Raw genomic sequence first — 16,032 nt, forward strand, 5'->3', positions numbered from 1 at the left:
GCGGTCAAGCCGATTGCCTCACGCGGCGCTGAAGAGTGTGCGCATGCCGACGAGCCGCCGGATCTCCTCTTCCTCCGCGTTGAAGGCATCGGTCTTGATATTGCCGAAGGCGGCCGCCGCGGAGATTGTCCGCGTCGCGGCATCGGCAAGAGCGTGTGGCCCCTGCAGCCGGAAGGATGCGGGCGACAGCGGTCCAAACAGAAGGGCACGCTCGAGTTCGGGCCATGCCGCGAGGTCCGGCTCAACGCCGAGATTGCGCGCGAATGTGAGAGCCGCCACATGCATCGGAAGTGCCGACGCCTGGCCGCGGTTTGCCTTGGATCTTTCCAATCCCGCTACCATCTCCCGCCGGGACGGGTGAGACGACGGGCCGGCAAAGCACCGGGCAATCCATCGCGCCTGCAATTCCAGTACCGGGAAGGTCGGGCCGACGAGGTCGTAAAGGCCGACAAAGGCAAGGCCCGGCAGGTCGGGATGGAACGTGTGGTCATGCAGATCGGCATGATGGTCGGTCAGGCCGATGGTTGTCGCGATGTTTTCATCAAGCCACGGCATGGACAGCCGATAACCCGTGCCAAAGAGAAGGGCATCGGCGTTGACGGTCGTGCCGTCCTCGAACCAGATGGTACGGCCATCGATACGTTCGATCCAGGGGCGGACCTTGATGCGGCCTTCGGCAACGGCGGGCAAAAAATGCTGGGATTGCGACAGACCTGCGGCAAAGACGTTGCCGACCGGTGCCGCTGCGCCAAACTGTTCCGGCGAGCCGGCAATCTTCAAGGTTTTCGCGGTGAGACCTTCCGCCAGGATATCCGGCGGGAGAACATCGCCGAGAAGCGCAGCCGAGCGGGTGAACATCACATGGTCGGTGGGCACGCCGGCGATCATTTTTGGCAGGATGTAGCGCTGTCGGCGGTGTGTGGATACCACTTCTGCCGCGCCGCCCAGTGCGATATCCGAGGCGATTTCGAGCGCACTGATCGAGCATCCGGCGACCACGACCCGGCGGCCGCGGTAGCGGTCGGGACCATTGTATTGTGCGGCATGAAGGGCGCCCAGGGAGCCGGAGAAGCTCTCGAGGCCGGCAATCTCCGGCACCTCCGCAACGTTCTGCCGTCCGGTCGCGACAATGACCTGCGCAAAGCACTCCGTGCGGGCTTCCAGATCGTTGACGGAGTGGACCAGCCAGGAACCATTTTCCGCTCTTTTCAGGTGCTCGACACGAGTCTTGAGGCGCAGATGCGGCAGCAGGCCGAAAGTGAAGGCGTAGCGTTCCAGATAGTCCAGCATGTCCTCCCGACGCGGATAAACGGGAGTCTCTGGCGCATGTTCCATGTCGGAAAAGGCCGTCATGATCCGGCTGGTATTGGTTCGCATGCCAGGCCAAGTGGCAGCGCTGGCGCAGGCGGGGTTCCATTGACCGCCCAATCGCGGTGAGGCTTCGAATATGATGGGGTCCAGTCCATTGGCGCGCAGCCATCGGCTGGCGACGAGGCCTGCCGGGCCTGCGCCAATTACGGCAACGGCATTCTTGGGCATGTTGATCGGGTTTTCCTGTTGCATAGGGTTGCTCCATGTTGATGGGGCGCATTATAGCGCCTGCGCCCAACGCCCTTTGCTAAAAGGCCCCTAAGGGACTTTCCCCGAATCCTAAAACCTGCCTAACTGGACACGAAAACGCAGATGGAAAAGGAGCCAGATGTTTCAGGAGGAGATTGCACATTTCGTCCAGAGCCCGGTGATGCAGATCATCGGCACGGCGGACGATCAGCGCCGCCCGGAGATCGGCAGGGGGGCTGGCGGCTGGGTGTCTATGGAGCGCGGCATCGTGGAGATGGTCGTTTCCGCCTGGCAATGGCCGGGAACGATTACCAATCTGCGGCAAAACGGCCGTGTCGCGGTAACGTTCTCTCGACCGTCAGACTACGAGTCCTATCAGATCAAAGGTGATGCGATCCTGCGTCCCGCCAATGCCGAGGAGATCGAGCGCTCGTCCCGCTATCTGGTCGACATCGTCTCGACCCTGATGCGGCTCGGCCTTTCCGCGGAGATCATTTCGCCCTGGCTGTCGAATCGTGATCCGATGCTGATTGCCATTCAGGTCTCCAGCATCTTCGTGCAGACGCCCGGGGCAAAAGCCGGCACGAGATTGTGGAGCCGTGGTTCATGACCCTTGCCCTTGCGGACCTCGAGGCGTGCTTCGAAGGGGTGATCCCGTCGATCATCTGCACGGCGGATGCGGATGGGGTGCCGAATATTTCCTATCTCTCCCATGTCGTGATGGTGGATGATGGCCATGTCGGCCTGTCCAACCAGTTCTTCGCAAAAACCTCGTCCAATATCCGTCTCAATCCCCAGGCCACGCTGTTTCTGGTCGACGGCAGGAGCGGAGAACAGTTCCGTCTCGAGTTGATCTTCGCCTATTCCCTGGAAACCGGGCCGCTGTTTGATCACCTGTCACTGCAACTGGACGCCAGCAGCGCCCAGAACGGCATGTCCGGAGTCATGCGATTGCGTAATCTCGACGTTTTCCGCGTGGTGACGATTGACGCCTTTCCAGCACTGACGGTGGTCGGAGCGAGACCGAGGGAGGACCGCGGACGGCTGGCCGCCGTGGCGTCAATCGTCGATGCGATAACCTCGGAAACGGAGGCAGACGGCATAGTCGATGCTGCACTCAAGGGCATAAGGGACCGCCTCGGCTACCATCACGGGCTGCTGCTGCACCTCTATCAGGAGCGCGACCAACTCGTGGTGATCGGCAGTCTGGGATACCAGCCTTCGGGCATTGGCGCCGATGCGCCGTCAGGCGAGGGTATTATCAGTGCGGCGGCAGCGAGCGGCCGGATCGTCAAGGTCAGCGATGCGAGTCGTCTTCAGCGGTTCACGGCGGCGGTGCGTGATTCGTCGTCCGACGAAAATCGAACGCGTGCCATCCACCTGCCGTCCATCGATGATTCAATGAGCCAGATTGCGGTTCCGGTAAGCGTCGGCAATACGACGCGCGGGGTGCTGTTCCTTGAGAGCCGCGAGCGGCTGGCCTTTACGCGCGAAGACGAGGCGACGCTCACGGTCGTTGCCAGAACGGTTGCCCTGGCCCTTGCCCTCAGCGAAAGGCTGTCACAGGAAACCGAGCCGGACAGCAAGGCCGGGCCGGTTGACGTCGGGCTGGCCGGTGTCGTGACGGTGCAGCATCATGCCTTCGACGACAGCGTCTTCATCGATGGCGCCTATGTGATAAAGGGGGTCGCCGGACGATTGCTCGTCTCCATGCTGGAACAGCATCTGGCCAACGGACGGACGGAATTCACCAATCGTGAAATTCGCCTCGATGCCGGTTTGCGCCTGCCGGACCTCAAGGACAATCTTGAAACCCGGTTGCTGTTGCTGCGCCGCAGACTGGATGAAAAGCAGATGCCGATCCGTATCGTGCCGCTTGGACGGGGACGGCTTGCACTGCGGCTGGATGGCAGGGTGCAGGTGGCAAGGGCCGGGGGATAGTCTTGCACCTGCTCATCGCTCATTTCGTGCAGGAAACGGGTTGAATTTCCTCCCTGGCGCGATGATCTTCAATGCACAGGCCAGAATGGGGAGGACAGATCTCATGGACCGGACAGCGATCCGCTATCATATCTTCGACACGCCCCGTGGTTTCTGCGGTCTTGCGTGGAACGCCGCCGGCATTACGCGTTTCCAGCTGCCATCGGAAGGGGCCGAGGCCACCGAGCGGCTTTTGCTGCGTCGTCTGACCGATGCCCGACCTGCTATACCCACGCCTGACGTGGCGGAAGTGGTCGCCGCCGTGCAGCGCTATTTTTCGGGAGAGAAGACGGATTTTTCCAATGTCCGGGTCGATTTGGGTGCCCAGGACGCATTCTTCACGCAGGTTTACGCGGCAGCCCGCGGGATTGCCTGGGGCCAGACCACGACCTATGGCGCGCTGGCCCGCCAACTGGGTGCCGGGCCGGAGGCTGCCCGCGATGTCGGGCAGGCCATGGCCAAAAATCCGGTGCCGCTGATCATTCCCTGCCATCGCGTGCTGGCAGCCGGCGGCAAGATCGGTGGCTTTTCGGCTCCAGGCGGTTCATCCGCCAAGATGCGCATGCTGGAACTCGAAGGGGTTCGGATGGCGCCACCCGAACCCCTGCAACAGTCCCTGTTCTAGAGCGCATCCGTTCAGCTTCGCAGGCCCGGCGCTTCCTGGCCGGTGCGGGCCACATATTCCGTGTAGCCGCCGCCATACTGGTGGATGCCATCGGGCGTCAGTTCCAGAACGCGGTTGGAGAGTGCTGCCAGGAAATGCCGGTCGTGGGAGACGAACAGCATGGTGCCCTCGTACTCGGACAGGGCCTTGATCAACATTTCCTTGGTGTCGAGGTCGAGATGGTTGGTGGGTTCGTCCAGCACCAGCAGGTTGGGCGGGTCGAACAGCATGATCGCCATGACCAGCCGCGCCTTTTCCCCGCCGGACAGGACCCGGCATCTCTTCTCCACGTCGTCGCCGGAAAAGCCGAAGCAGCCGGCAAGCGAGCGCAGTGCTCCCTGACCGGCCTGCGGAAAGGAGTCCTCAAGCGACTGGAAAACCGTGCGCTCACCGTCGAGCAGGTCCATGGCATGCTGGGCGAAATAGCCCATCTTGACGCTGGCCCCAAGCGCCACGCTGCCCTGGTCCGGATCGGTGCTGCCGGTCACCAGCTTCAAAAGCGTGGATTTCCCGGCGCCGTTGATACCCATGATGCACCAGCGCTCGCGGCGACGCACCATGAAGTTCAGCCCTTCATAGATGCTGCGGCTGCCATAGCTCTTGTGGACGTTCTTCAGGTTGACCACGTCTTCGCCGGACCGCGGCGCCGGCTGGAATTCGAAGGCGACCGACTGGCGGCGCTTCGGCGGCTCGACGCGCTCGATCTTGTCGAGCTTCTTGACCCGGCTCTGCACCTGGGCGGCATGGCTGGCGCGCGCCTTGAAGCGCTCGATGAACTTGATTTCCTTGGCGAGCATCGCCTGCTGGCGTTCGAACTGGGCCTGCTGCTGCTTCTCGTTCTGGGCCCGCTGCTGCTCGTAGAATTCGTAGTCGCCGGAAAAGGTGGTAAGCGTCCCGCCATCGATCTCGATGACCTTGGTGACGATGCGGTTCATGAACTCGCGGTCGTGCGAGGTCATCAGCAGGGCGCCCTCGTAGCCTTTGAGGAACTGCTCCAGCCAGATCAGGCTTTCGAGATCCAGATGGTTGCTCGGTTCGTCGAGCAGCATGACATCCGGCCGCATCAGCAGGATGCGGGCGAGAGCCACGCGCATTTTCCAGCCGCCCGACAGCTTGCCGACATCGCCGTCCATCATCTCCTGGCTGAAGCTCAGGCCGGCCAGGACTTCGCGGGCTCGTCCCTCGAGTGCATAGCCGTCGAGTTCCTCGTAGCGGGCCTGCACTTCGCCGTAGCGCTCGATAATCTCGTCCATCTTGTCGAGTTGGTCGGGATCGACCATGGCCGCTTCCAGTTCGCGCAACTCGGCGGCAACAATGCTGACGGGGCCGGCACCATCCATGACCTCGGCGACGGCGCTCTGGCCTTCCATCTCGCCGACATCCTGGTTGAAATAGCCGATCGTCACGCCCTTATCGACGGAGACCTGTCCCTCGTCGGGGTTCTCCTGGCCGGTGATCATCCGGAAGACCGTCGTCTTGCCAGCGCCGTTGGGACCGACAAGTCCGATTTTCTCGCCTCTGTTGAGGGCTGCGGATGCCTCGATGAAGAGAATCCGATGGCTGAGCTGCTTGCTGATATTCTCGATACGAATCATGTGGTGACGGGTCCAAAACGTTGCGGCGCCCTTATGCCACGGGTCGTGCAGCCTGTCGCAGGTTTTTCAGCTGTGCCCCAGCGCCACGGCCTCCTACATGTATTTGGTCGGCAGGGCCGTCGTGAACTTCATTTCCTCCATGGAGATGGAGGCGCTCAGGTCGGAAAATTCGATGCGGCTGATCAGGTTCTTGTAGACCTGATCATAAACGTCGATATCCGGCACGACGGTGCGCAGGAGATAATCCTTCTCGCCGGTCAGACGGTAGGCTTCGACGATTTCCGGGATATTCTGGATCTCCTTGCGGAAGGTATCCAGCCATTCGGACGTGTGGCGCGGCACCTTCACGGAAATGAAGACCGACATTGGCACATTGGCCATGCGACGATCGACCAGGACGACACGGCTGCGGATGAGGCCCATATCCTCCATGCGTTTTATCCGTCGCCAGCAGGGCGTATGGGACAGGCCCACCGCCTCGGCGATATCGACAACCGACCGATCTGCATTCACCTGCAGGATTTCGATGATCTTGCGGTCTATCTCGTCGAACATTTTTGATTCCGTCATTGCTGGTTCCGTCCTGTCCATGAAGCTGTGCGGGATTGCTGAAGCGGTAATCCAACAGATCTCGTCATTGCGATTATTCATCCTACTAGAATCGACAGTGATAGGACAGATCCTCAGTATTCAAATATTTGGCGCACAAGAAAGCAAAACATTCGCCCGTCCCTGTCGCTACAATCAGTCCCAACATCGCAAGAGAACAATTGGGGACAGTAATATGAAGCGTATCGGCATGATCGGCGGGATGAGCTGGGAAAGCACGGCCGTCTACTACAAACGGGTCAATGAGCAGGTGCGCGACGCGCTGGGGGGGCTGAATTCCGCCGACGTGGTGCTGCGCTCGGTCAACTTCCAAGAGATCGTCACGCTACAGAAAGCAGGCGCCTGGGACGAGGCGGCGGCGGTGCTCGGCGCTGTGGCGGTCGAGCTGGAAAAGGCCGGGGCCGAGATGATCCTGATCTGCACCAACACCATGCATCTGCTGGCGGACCAGATACAGGCCGCGGTCGGTATTCCGCTGATCCATATTGCTGACGTGACGGGCAGAGCTGTGCGCGATGCCGGATGCCGCCGTCCGCTGCTCCTGGCGACGCGCTATACGATGGAGCAGGATTTCTATCGCAACCGCGTCGAAGCCAGCTTCGGCCTTGAGGTGCTGGTGCCGGATGCGGCCGATCGCCAGGATGTGCATGACATCATCTTCAACGAATTGTGCTGTGGCGTCGCCAAGGCGTCGTCGCAGGCGCGCTACAAGCAGATCGTCGCCAAGGGCAAGGCGGCGGGTGCCGATAGCGTCATCCTCGGCTGCACGGAGATCGGCCTGCTGGTGAATGCCGGCGATTTCGATATTCCGACCTTCGATTCGACCTTGCTGCATGCTGATGCGGCGGTCCGGCTGTCGCTGCAGACGGTTCTGCCAAAGGTTGCCGCCGTCGTCTGATCCGTCGTCCGTTGTGCCGTCCCGGGGCGCCGGACTATAGTCCGGCGCTGAAGCTCGTGTTGCGGGCGCGCGCCACCCAGGCGGCCCCTTCCTTTTCGTGGTGAAAGCCGTTCGAGAGCGGCACGCCGGGATAGACGGCCCTGAGGCGATCGAGCGCCTCTTCAGCGTCGAGGCGGTGGTGCAGAACGTCGTCATAGAGGCGTGCCACCGCCACCATGTCGCAATCCTGCGGCGACAGGCGAAACTGCGATATGCCGGTCTCCACAAGCTCGTCCAGTTCGGCCAGCAGCGCCTGGCAGCTGTGGGATACCGTCTGCACGCCGTTGATGGCGAGGAAGGATTGCCGGTCGAGTGTGTTGAGGGGTAGGCCGTCCGGGTCGTCGGCGCAGACGAATTGGCAATTGTCCTTGATGTGGCCCTTGGCGCGGGCATGGGCGCAGCGCGCCGAAATGGCCAGCGGCATGCGGCCGAAGGCGAAGATCTCGAACTCGAGACCAGGAGCGTCAGCGACGATCTCGGCGATCGAGCGCATCGGCAGTTCCGGCGGCAGGCAGATGCGGGTGGCGCCGCGTGCGGCCAGAAGCCTTGCGGTGGCGGCATTGTAGACGTTGATCACCGGGCCGATTGCATGCGGCCTTCCGTTCAGAAGACCGAGTGCCGAGAGGTCGTTTGCTTCGATCTCGTGTTCGCTGTCGCGGATGAGGTTGCGGACATTCTGGCTTTCGCGCTCCAGCGTCACCAGCGACAGGGTGGAGAGCCTGACGGTCTTGCCGGCGGACTCCAGCCGCTCGATGACCTCGGCGACATGCGGCTCGGTGAAGTGCAGACGCTTGGAACAGACCGTTTCGCCGATCGAGACATCGATCACCGGGGCCTCGTCGGCGATGCGGAAATAGAAGTCGCGCCATTTCGGACCGTCCCAGAGATAGAGAACAGGCCCGAGACTGAGCGTCGGGAACTTGGGTTTTGCAGTCATCGGGTCTCGTCCTATCTCCAGCGCTTCTCGTAGGCGCCGGAAGTGGTGCGCTGACCTTCGCTCAGCAGGCGAAGTCGCGAAATGAGGGCAGGTCGGGCGGCGGCATCGGCATTCACAGCCTGGCGCAACGTCGACACGACTTCCGCGACATAGGCCTTGCCGCGCTGGCGTCCTTCCACCTTCAGGGCGGAAACACCGGCGTCGCGCAGTGCATCGAGCTGGTCCATCACGTCGAGCGAGACCGGATCCTCGAAGGCATAGCCGTGATCGGTGGCGACATCGAAACGGCCCTTGCAGAGCGTCGGGTAACCGGCGGCCTCGCCGGCCGGGAAGCGGTTGATGGTATAGTCGCCGAGTTCGGAGACCAGCTCGCCGCCATCCTGTCGGTAGTGCACGTGGCTCGGCGGCGAGCAGACGCCGTTCATGTTCGGTGATTTGCCGGTCGCATAGGACGACAGCGAACAGCGCCCCTCGGCCATGACGCAGAGACCGCCGAATACGAAGACCTCGATCTCGCAGCGGATCTGCCGGGCAATCCGGGCAATATCGGCAATGGTGAGCGTGCGCGGCAGGACCACCCGCTTGGCATTGAACGTGTCGACCAGGAAATTGATGGCATCGGCATTGGAGGCCGAGGCTTGGACGGAGACATGCAGCCGCTGTTCGGGGTGCCTTTCGGCAATATACGCCATCAGGCCGAAATCGGCGACGATCAGCGCATCGGCGCCGAGGCGCACAGCCTCGTCTGCACCCTTGTACCAGAGCGCCTCCTGGCCGGCGCGCATGAAGGTGTTGAGGGCCACGAAGGTCTGCACGCCCTTTCGCTTGGCATAGGCTATCGCCTCGCCGAGTTCGGCGGGCGAGAAATTGAGGCCCGGGAAATTGCGGGCATTGGTCTCGTCGCGAAAACCGCAATAGACGGCATCGGCGCCGGCATTGACCGCTTCCTTGAAGGCAGACGGTGTTCCGGCCGGGCAGATCAATTCCATGTGGCAGCCTCCCCGGCAAGCGCGCGGCTGCGCAATTCGCCGACGACGCGACGTACGAGCGGCGCAAACGGGCCGGCGGCATTTCCCAGATCGCGCGGCAGGTCGATATCGCTGTCATCCAGCGCATTGCGCAGGGCCAGCATCGCTTCCATGTCGCCGGTCACGGTCAGGTCGCGCGAAAAGAACAGGGCATCGGCGTCGCACCGGCCTTCCAGCAGCGCCAGCAGAAGAAACAGCGGGCCCTCCACGCAGGCGTCCGCTTCCGGCCGGGCCGGTTTGCGGATCACACAGAGGGTCTGCCTGTCAGGCCTGATCAGAAAACCGATCGGCAGGTCGCTCGGCACAAAGCCGTAGCGTTTGGCCATATGATCGTCGAGCCGGTCGAAAACGGTCGGATGCGCTTTCAGAACGCGCGAGAACACCAGTCCGGCCGCTCGCTCGATCACGGAGACCGGAATGACGGTGAGCGGCATGGCCAAAGCGGGTGGAAAGAGCATGAAATTGCCTTATGCGGTCATTTGTCGTTTCGGCATGCTAGCGGGTCGAGCGCCAGGACCATTTGAGCCAGCGCAAAGACAGGAGGATTTTCCTGCGGCAGACAGGCCGGATGACAGAAGCGTTTCCGACCGTCCGCCGTTTTTCCGATCTCCAGCATTTCATGGCCGAACTCGAGGCGCGCGGGCGGCTGGTGCGGGTTTCCCGACCGGTGTCCACGGTTCACGAAATCACTGAAATCCATCACCGAACCTTGCTGGCCGAAGGACCGGCTTTGCTGTTCGAAAAGCCGGTGGATGCGGAGGGGCGGATCTGCGACATTCCAATGCTGGTCAACCTGTTCGGCACACAGGAGCGAATCGCCTGGGGTTTCGGCCTTCAGGCAGATGGCCTGCCGGCCCTTGCCGACCTGCTGGCCGAACTCAGGGATCCGCGTCCGCCGAAGACCATGCGTGACGCCTGGAGCAAATTGCCGCTTCTGACGGCGGCGTTGTCGATGCGGCCGAAACAATCGGGCCGCCCGCTGGCGCAGGAGATCGTGTGGCGCGACAGGGAGGTGGACCTTGGGCGCCTGCCGATCCAGTGGTGCTGGCCAGGCGAACCGGCGCCGCTCGTCACCTGGCCGCTGGTCATCACCCGTGCGCCGGATGATCCGCAGGATGTGAATATCGGCATCTACCGCATGCAGATGCTGGGTCCGAACCGGCTGATCATGCGCTGGCTTGCCCATCGCGGCGGGGCGCGCCATCACCGGATGTGGCAGAAGCTTGGACAGGACATGCCGGTGGCGGTTGCGATCGGTGCGGATCCGGCGACCATCCTGTCGGCGGTCATGCCGCTGCCGGAAAGCATGAGCGAACTCAATTTTGCCGGGCTGTTGAAGGGCAAACGGCCGGAAACCGCGTCGGCTCTGACCGTGTCGCTGCCGGTGCCGGCCAATGCCGAGATTGTGCTGGAAGGCATGGTGTCGGCGACGGAGCTTGCCGACGAAGGGCCCTACGGCGACCATACCGGCTATTACAACGCGGTAGAGACATTCCCCGTGATGACGCTGTCGGCCATCACCATGCGGCGCAAGCCGGTCTATCTCTCGACCTATACCGGCCGGCCGCCGGACGAGCCTTCCAAACTCGGCGAGGCGATGAACGAACTCTTCGTGCCGATCGTCAAACGGCAGTTTCCGGAGATCGTCGATCTCTGGCTGCCGCCGGAGGCCTGTTCCTATCGGGCCATGGTGGTGTCGATCGACAAACGGTATCCCGGCCAGGCCAAGCGCATCATGATGGGCCTGTGGTCCACATTGCCGCAGTTCAGCTACACCAAGCTGATCATCACCGTCGATCCGGATATCAATGTGCGCAACTGGCCGGATATTCTCTGGGCACTGTCGACCCGTTTCGATGCCAGCCGCGACGTCACCGTGATTGCCGATACGCCGATCGATTATCTCGACTTCGCCTCGCCCAAACCGGGGCTCGGCGGCAAGCTCGGTCTGGATGCGACCACCAAGATCGGCGCCGAATGTGACCGTGAATGGGGCCGGGTGCTGACGATGTCGCCGGACGTCAGGCAACGGGTGGACAGCTTCTGGTCGGAGCTTGGATTGGGAGTGGGGCGATGAGTGTTTCACGGGTCGTGGTGGGTGTGTCCGGCGCATCGGGAGCGGCCATTCCGGTCCGCATCCTGGAGTGTCTGGCGGAGATCGAGGGCATCGAGACCCATCTGGTCGTCTCCAATGCGGCGCGAAGGACGCTGGCCCAGGAGGTCGGGCCGGATGCACTCGGGCGAATGCTGTCGTTGGCAACCCGCAATCATGCGATCGACAATGTCGGTGCGCCGATTGCCAGTGGCTCCTTCACGACGGCCGGCATGATCGTCGCGCCCTGCTCGATGCGCAGCCTGGCCGGCATCGCCACCGGTCTTTCCGACACATTGCTGATCCGGGCGGCGGACGTGCATTTGAAGGAGCGGCGCCGCCTGATCCTGTTGACCCGCGAAACGCCGCTGCATCTCGGCCATTTGCGCAACATGTGCGTGGTCACCGAGATGGGCGCCATCGTCATGCCGCCGGTGCCGGCCTTCTATCACCGGCCGGCCAGCGTCGAGGAAATTATCGACTATCTGGCGGTGCGCGCCATCGATCTGCTCGGCCTGCCAATCGCGCCGCTGGCGCGCGAATGGCAGGGCTGAGATTTGGCTCAGTTGCCAAGAATGCCCGGTAACCGAAGTCCCTGTTCCTTGGCGCATTCAACTGCAATCTCGTAGCCGGCATCGGCATGGCGCATGACGCCGGTGGCCGGGTCGTTCCACAAGACGCGCTCGATGCGGCGGGCCGCATCTTCCGTACCGTCGCAGCAGATCACCATGCCGGAATGCTGGGAAAAGCCCATGCCGACGCCGCCGCCGTGATGGATCGAAACCCAGGTGGCGCCGGACGCCGTATTGAGCAGCGCGTTCAGCAGCGGCCAGTCGGAGACGGCATCCGATCCGTCCTTCATCGCTTCGGTCTCGCGGTTGGGCGAGGCGACCGAACCGGAATCCAGATGGTCGCGGCCGATGACGATCGGTGCCGAAAGTTCGCCATTGGCGACCATTTCGTTGAAGGCAAGGCCGAGGCGATGGCGATCGCCGAGACCCACCCAGCAGATACGGGCCGGCAGGCCCTGGAAGGAGATGCGTTCGCGCGCCATGTCCAGCCAGTTGTGCAGATGGGTGTTGCCGGGGGTGAGTTCCTTAACCTTGGCGTCGGTCTTGTAGATGTCCTCCGGATTGCCGGACAGGGCTGCCCAGCGGAACGGGCCGATGCCGCGGCAGAACAGCGGGCGGATATAGGCCGGCACGAAGCCCGGGAAGGCGAATGCGTTTTCGAGGCCCTCGTCCTTGGCGACCTGGCGGATATTGTTGCCGTAGTCGAGCGTCGGTATGCCGGCATTCCAGAAATCGACCATGGCGGCGACATGCACCTTCATCGAAGCGCGGGCAGCAGCCTCGACCGCTTTCGGATCGCTCTCTTGGCGGGCGCGCCATTCGGCAACCGTCCAGCCGAGCGGCAGGTAGCCGTGCAGCGGATCATGGGCCGAGGTCTGGTCGGTGACGATGTCGGGGCGCACACCGCGCTTGACGAGTTCGGGAAAGACTTCGGCGGCATTGCCGATCAGTGCGATCGACTTGGCCTCTCCGGCCTTGGTCCACTGGTCGATCTTTGCGAGTGCCTCGTCTAGGCTGTCGGTCTTCTCGTCGACATAGCGGGTGCGCAGCCGGAAATCGGCGCGGGTCTCGTCGCATTCGACGGCCAGGCAGCAGGCGCCGGCCATCACGGCGGCGAGCGGCTGGGCGCCGCCCATGCCGCCAAGCCCACCGGTCAGGATCCACTTGCCCTTGAGGCTGCCATTGTAATGCTGGCGGGCGGCCTCGACGAAGGTCTCGTAGGTGCCCTGGACGATGCCCTGTGCGCCGATGTAGATCCACGAGCCGGCGGTCATCTGGCCGTACATGGCCAGGCCCTTCTTGTCGAGTTCGTTGAAATGGTCCCAGGTTGCCCAATGGGGCACCAGGTTGGAATTGGCGATCAGAACGCGCGGCGCATCCTTGTGGGTGCGGAATACGCCGACCGGCTTGCCGGATTGCACCAGCAGGGTCTCGTCGTCGTTGAGGGTTTTCAAGGTGGCGACGATGGTGTCGAAATCGGCCCAGGTGCGCGCGGCGCGGCCGATGCCGCCATAGACCACCAGTTCGTGCGGCCGCTCAGCCACGTCGGGGTCGAGATTGTTCATCAGCATGCGCATCGGCGCTTCGGTCAGCCAGCTCTTGGCGGTGATCTCGTTGCCGGTGGCGGCGCGGACATCGCGGATATTGTGGCGCGGATCGGTCATGGCAATTCCCCTTATCGTTTCTTGTCGAGCGCAAATGTCTCGATGCGCGTGAGAATATCTTTCAGATGCACCCGAAGCGTCGCTGCCTTCACCTCGTCATAGGCAAAGGGCGGCGCTTCGGTCGTCAGGTGAGTGGACTGGGCCAGTTCCATCTGGATGGCATGCACGCCCGTTTCCGGCCGGCCATAGTGGCGCGTCGTCCAGCCGCCCTTGAAGCGGCCGTTGAGCACGCTGGTATAGTCCGTTGCTGCGGCCGTGGCTTCGACGGCGGCGTTTTCGATGGCCGGGTCGCAGGTCTTGCCCATGTCGGTGCCGATGTTGAAGTCCGGCAGCTTGCCCTCGAACAGGAAAGGGATCCGCGAGCGGATCGAATGGCAATCGTAGAGAATGGCGATGCCGTGAAGGGCTTTGACCCTTTCGATCTCGACGGCAAGAGCTGCATGATAAGGCGCATGAAAACGCTTGAGCCGTTCGGCAATATCCGCCTGTACCGGCTCGGCCCCGGTTTTCCAGATGGCAAGCCCGTCGAAATCGGTTTCGGGGATCAGGCCCGTGGTGTTCTGGCCGGGATAGAGGCTGGTGCCCGTCGGATCGCGATTGGCGTCGATGCAGTAGCGATGAAAGGTGGCGCGGACCGTCGTCGCTTGCGGCAGCAGGCCGGCATAGAGTTCGTGGATATGCCAGTCGGTATCGGCCAGCACCTGTCCATTGTCGTTCAGCCGGCCCCAGATCTCGGGCGGCACCGACGTGCCGGTGTGGGGGAAGGCGAGGATGACGGGGGAGGTGCCTTGGGTGGTTTCGAACACTGCTTGCATGGTGTCTACCCCTCCAGTCCCGGCAACAGCCCTGCTGAAACGCTGGCGTTCAGCGCGCCGCTGGCTACAAGGTCCGTGGCAGCAGCGAGGTCGGGGGCCATGTAGCGGTCGACGTCCAGCGTCGGCACCACGATGCGCAGCGCATTGATGGCTTGCTGCAATTGCGGACTGGTGGTCAGCGGTGCGCGGAAGTCGATGCCCTGGGCTGCCGTCAGCGCCTCGATGCCGATGATCGAGAACAGATTGTCGGTCATCTGCAGAAGCCGGCGGGCGCCATGGCAGGCCATGGAGACATGGTCTTCCTGGTTGGCAGAGGTGGGGGTCGAGTCCACCGAGGCCGGATGGGACATCTGCTTGTTTTCCGACATCAGCGCGGCTGACGTCACCTCGGCGATCATCAGGCCGGAATTGAGGCCCGGCTTCTTGGCCAGGAATGCTGGCAGGCCATAGGACAAGGCGGGGTCGACCAGAAGCGCGATGCGTCGCTGGGCGATGGCACCGATCTCGCAGATCGCCAGCGCGATCTGATCGGCGGCAAAGGCCACCGGCTCGGCGTGGAAATTGCCGCCGGAGACCACGGTATCATCGGACAGAACAAGCGGATTGTCAGTTACGGCATTGGCCTCGATTTCGAGCGTCCGCCCGACCGTGCGCAGCAGGTCGAGGCAGGCGCCATCGACCTGCGGCTGGCAGCGGATGCAATAGGGATCCTGCACGCGTTCGTCACCGTCGAGATGGCTCTGGCGGATGACTGAGCCGTCCAGCAGGCCGCGGAGCGCCGCGGCGGTGTCGATCTGGCCCTTGTGGCCGCGCAATGTGTGAATGTCCGGGTGGAACGGCGCCGACGAGCCCATGGCGGCATCGGTAGAGAGCGCCCCGGTGATCAGCGCGCTCTGGGCGGCGCGGTGGGCGCGGAACAGGCCGGCCAGTGCGAGAGCGGTGGAGACCTGCGTGCCGTTGATCAGGGCCAGGCCTTCCTTGGCGGCCAGCACGACCGGGGTCAGCCCGGCCTTTTCGAGGGCAACGCGGCCGGGCAGCTTCTCGCCGTCATAAAAGGCTTCGGCCTCGCCCATCATCACCGCTGCCATATGGGCAAGCGGTGCCAGGTCGCCGGACGCGCCGACGGAACCTTTTTCCGGAATGACCGGCGTTACACCCTTGTCCAGCATGGCCTCGATCAGGCGGACGACTTCGAGCCGTGTGCCGGAAGCGCCGCGGCCAAGCGAAATCAGTTTCAGTGCCATGATCAGCCGGACGATGTTGACGGCGAGTGGCGCGCCGACGCCGCAGCAATGGGAAAGGATCAGGTTGCGCTGCAGGGTGGCGACATCGGCGGCGTCGATCCTGATCGATGCCAGTTTCCCAAAGCCCGTATTGATCCCATAGACCGGCTCGTTGCCGGCAGCGATCTGGGCAATGCGAGCAGCCGCCTTTTCAATGCCGGCATCGTAGCTGCGGTCGAGCCTGGCGGCGGCGCCTGTCCAGTAGATCTGCGCGAGTTCGGACAGTGGCACGCGGCCGGGGTGGAGGGTGATGGTCATGGGTGGGCTCCTGACGCGGATGAGAATGAGGTTACCCC

15 protein-coding genes are annotated in these 16,032 nt (G+C 62.9%); 6 read left to right on the top strand and 9 right to left on the bottom strand.

Translation table 11 applies throughout. From position 1 onward, the window contains the following. Window positions 1-18: 18 nt before the first annotated feature. On the bottom strand, window positions 19-1,563 hold the full coding sequence (locus tag HFC70_RS14470; protein WP_168473955.1) for an NAD(P)/FAD-dependent oxidoreductase: 1,545 nt from the start codon (window positions 1,561-1,563) through the stop codon (window positions 19-21). A 136-nt stretch (window positions 1,564-1,699) separates the two neighbouring features. Between HFC70_RS14470 and HFC70_RS14475 the strand changes: the two genes are divergently transcribed. The 3 genes from HFC70_RS14475 (at window position 1,700) to HFC70_RS14485 (ending at window position 4,165) form a co-directional block, all read left to right on the top strand. Beyond that, window positions 1,700-2,170 carry a hypothetical protein gene (locus tag HFC70_RS14475; RefSeq protein ID WP_168473956.1) on the top strand — a complete coding sequence of 157 codons (471 nt, stop codon included), beginning with the start codon at window positions 1,700-1,702 and terminating at the stop codon, window positions 2,168-2,170. Continuing rightward, window positions 2,167-3,501 carry a GAF domain-containing protein gene (locus HFC70_RS14480; protein WP_168473957.1) on the top strand — a complete coding sequence of 445 codons (1,335 nt, stop codon included), beginning with the start codon at window positions 2,167-2,169 and terminating at the stop codon, window positions 3,499-3,501. The genes HFC70_RS14475 and HFC70_RS14480 overlap by 4 nt, the downstream gene beginning before the upstream one ends. Window positions 3,502-3,604: 103 nt before the next feature. Further along, window positions 3,605-4,165, top strand: a complete 561-nt coding sequence (locus tag HFC70_RS14485; protein WP_168473958.1) for a methylated-DNA--[protein]-cysteine S-methyltransferase — start codon at window positions 3,605-3,607, stop codon at window positions 4,163-4,165. 11 nt (window positions 4,166-4,176) lie between these two features. Here the strand turns inward: HFC70_RS14485 and HFC70_RS14490 are convergent, their stop codons facing one another. Together HFC70_RS14490 and HFC70_RS14495 are read right to left on the bottom strand one after the other, a co-directional pair. Then, window positions 4,177-5,799 (bottom strand): ABC-F family ATP-binding cassette domain-containing protein, encoded by a 1,623-nt coding sequence (locus HFC70_RS14490; protein WP_168473959.1) that lies wholly within the window; start codon window positions 5,797-5,799, stop codon window positions 4,177-4,179. Window positions 5,800-5,892: 93 nt separating this feature from the next. Further along, window positions 5,893-6,369 carry an Lrp/AsnC family transcriptional regulator gene (locus HFC70_RS14495; RefSeq protein ID WP_246735794.1) on the bottom strand — a complete coding sequence of 159 codons (477 nt, stop codon included), beginning with the start codon at window positions 6,367-6,369 and terminating at the stop codon, window positions 5,893-5,895. 214 nt (window positions 6,370-6,583) lie between these two features. Between HFC70_RS14495 and HFC70_RS14500 the strand changes: the two genes are divergently transcribed. Further along, window positions 6,584-7,306: an aspartate/glutamate racemase family protein gene (locus HFC70_RS14500; protein WP_168473960.1), complete on the top strand. Its 723-nt coding sequence runs from the start codon at window positions 6,584-6,586 to the stop codon at window positions 7,304-7,306. A gap of 34 nt (window positions 7,307-7,340) precedes the next feature. Here the strand turns inward: HFC70_RS14500 and HFC70_RS14505 are convergent, their stop codons facing one another. Genes HFC70_RS14505 through HFC70_RS14515 form a run of 3 tightly spaced genes read right to left on the bottom strand, consistent with a single transcriptional unit; the run spans window position 7,341 to window position 9,768 of the window. Continuing rightward, on the bottom strand, window positions 7,341-8,282 hold the full coding sequence (locus HFC70_RS14505; RefSeq protein ID WP_168473961.1) for a U32 family peptidase: 942 nt from the start codon (window positions 8,280-8,282) through the stop codon (window positions 7,341-7,343). Window positions 8,283-8,293: 11 nt separating this feature from the next. After that, on the bottom strand, window positions 8,294-9,271 hold the full coding sequence (locus HFC70_RS14510) for a peptidase U32 family protein (RefSeq protein WP_168473962.1): 978 nt from the start codon (window positions 9,269-9,271) through the stop codon (window positions 8,294-8,296). Next, on the bottom strand, window positions 9,262-9,768 hold the full coding sequence (locus HFC70_RS14515) for an SCP2 domain-containing protein (protein ID WP_168473963.1): 507 nt from the start codon (window positions 9,766-9,768) through the stop codon (window positions 9,262-9,264). Before HFC70_RS14515 ends, HFC70_RS14510 begins: the two co-directional genes overlap by 10 nt. A 110-nt stretch (window positions 9,769-9,878) precedes the next feature. Between HFC70_RS14515 and HFC70_RS14520 the strand changes: the two genes are divergently transcribed. Further along, window positions 9,879-11,387 carry a UbiD family decarboxylase gene (locus HFC70_RS14520; protein WP_168473964.1) on the top strand — a complete coding sequence of 503 codons (1,509 nt, stop codon included), beginning with the start codon at window positions 9,879-9,881 and terminating at the stop codon, window positions 11,385-11,387. Then, entirely contained in the window at window positions 11,384-11,956 is a 573-nt protein-coding gene (locus HFC70_RS14525) for a UbiX family flavin prenyltransferase (RefSeq protein ID WP_168473965.1), read from the top strand. The genes HFC70_RS14520 and HFC70_RS14525 overlap by 4 nt, the downstream gene beginning before the upstream one ends. A gap of 8 nt (window positions 11,957-11,964) precedes the next feature. On the opposite strand, the gene hutU is transcribed toward HFC70_RS14525, so the two are convergent. Genes hutU through hutH form a run of 3 tightly spaced genes read right to left on the bottom strand, consistent with a single transcriptional unit; the run spans window position 11,965 to window position 15,994 of the window. Next, the gene (gene hutU / locus HFC70_RS14530) at window positions 11,965-13,638 is read right to left on the bottom strand and encodes a urocanate hydratase (RefSeq protein ID WP_168473966.1); all 1,674 of its coding nucleotides are present in this window, start codon (window positions 13,636-13,638) and stop codon (window positions 11,965-11,967) included. A gap of 11 nt (window positions 13,639-13,649) precedes the next feature. Then, window positions 13,650-14,453, bottom strand: coding sequence for an N-formylglutamate deformylase (gene hutG, locus HFC70_RS14535; protein ID WP_168473967.1), 804 nt, complete (start codon window positions 14,451-14,453; stop codon window positions 13,650-13,652). A gap of 5 nt (window positions 14,454-14,458) precedes the next feature. Continuing rightward, entirely contained in the window at window positions 14,459-15,994 is a 1,536-nt protein-coding gene (gene hutH / locus HFC70_RS14540; RefSeq protein WP_168473968.1) for a histidine ammonia-lyase, read from the bottom strand. Between the last annotated feature and the right edge of the window lie 38 nt (window positions 15,995-16,032).

This window comes from Agrobacterium sp. a22-2 (assembly GCF_012276985.1).
Classification (GTDB): domain Bacteria; phylum Pseudomonadota; class Alphaproteobacteria; order Rhizobiales; family Rhizobiaceae; genus Allorhizobium.

Coding starts and splice junctions, on each gene's coding strand:
- HFC70_RS14470 (WP_168473955.1), bottom strand. CDS start 1,563: ATGCAACAGGAAAACCCGATCAACATGCCCAAGAATGCCGTTGCCGTA.
- HFC70_RS14475 (WP_168473956.1), top strand. CDS start 1,700: ATGTTTCAGGAGGAGATTGCACATTTCGTCCAGAGCCCGGTGATGCAG.
- HFC70_RS14480 (WP_168473957.1), top strand. CDS start 2,167: ATGACCCTTGCCCTTGCGGACCTCGAGGCGTGCTTCGAAGGGGTGATC.
- HFC70_RS14485 (WP_168473958.1), top strand. CDS start 3,605: ATGGACCGGACAGCGATCCGCTATCATATCTTCGACACGCCCCGTGGT.
- HFC70_RS14490 (WP_168473959.1), bottom strand. CDS start 5,799: ATGATTCGTATCGAGAATATCAGCAAGCAGCTCAGCCATCGGATTCTC.
- HFC70_RS14495 (WP_246735794.1), bottom strand. CDS start 6,369: ATGACGGAATCAAAAATGTTCGACGAGATAGACCGCAAGATCATCGAA.
- HFC70_RS14500 (WP_168473960.1), top strand. CDS start 6,584: ATGAAGCGTATCGGCATGATCGGCGGGATGAGCTGGGAAAGCACGGCC.
- HFC70_RS14505 (WP_168473961.1), bottom strand. CDS start 8,282: ATGACTGCAAAACCCAAGTTCCCGACGCTCAGTCTCGGGCCTGTTCTC.
- HFC70_RS14510 (WP_168473962.1), bottom strand. CDS start 9,271: ATGGAATTGATCTGCCCGGCCGGAACACCGTCTGCCTTCAAGGAAGCG.
- HFC70_RS14515 (WP_168473963.1), bottom strand. CDS start 9,768: ATGCTCTTTCCACCCGCTTTGGCCATGCCGCTCACCGTCATTCCGGTC.
- HFC70_RS14520 (WP_168473964.1), top strand. CDS start 9,879: ATGACAGAAGCGTTTCCGACCGTCCGCCGTTTTTCCGATCTCCAGCAT.
- HFC70_RS14525 (WP_168473965.1), top strand. CDS start 11,384: ATGAGTGTTTCACGGGTCGTGGTGGGTGTGTCCGGCGCATCGGGAGCG.
- hutU (WP_168473966.1), bottom strand. CDS start 13,638: ATGACCGATCCGCGCCACAATATCCGCGATGTCCGCGCCGCCACCGGC.
- hutG (WP_168473967.1), bottom strand. CDS start 14,453: ATGCAAGCAGTGTTCGAAACCACCCAAGGCACCTCCCCCGTCATCCTC.
- hutH (WP_168473968.1), bottom strand. CDS start 15,994: ATGACCATCACCCTCCACCCCGGCCGCGTGCCACTGTCCGAACTCGCG.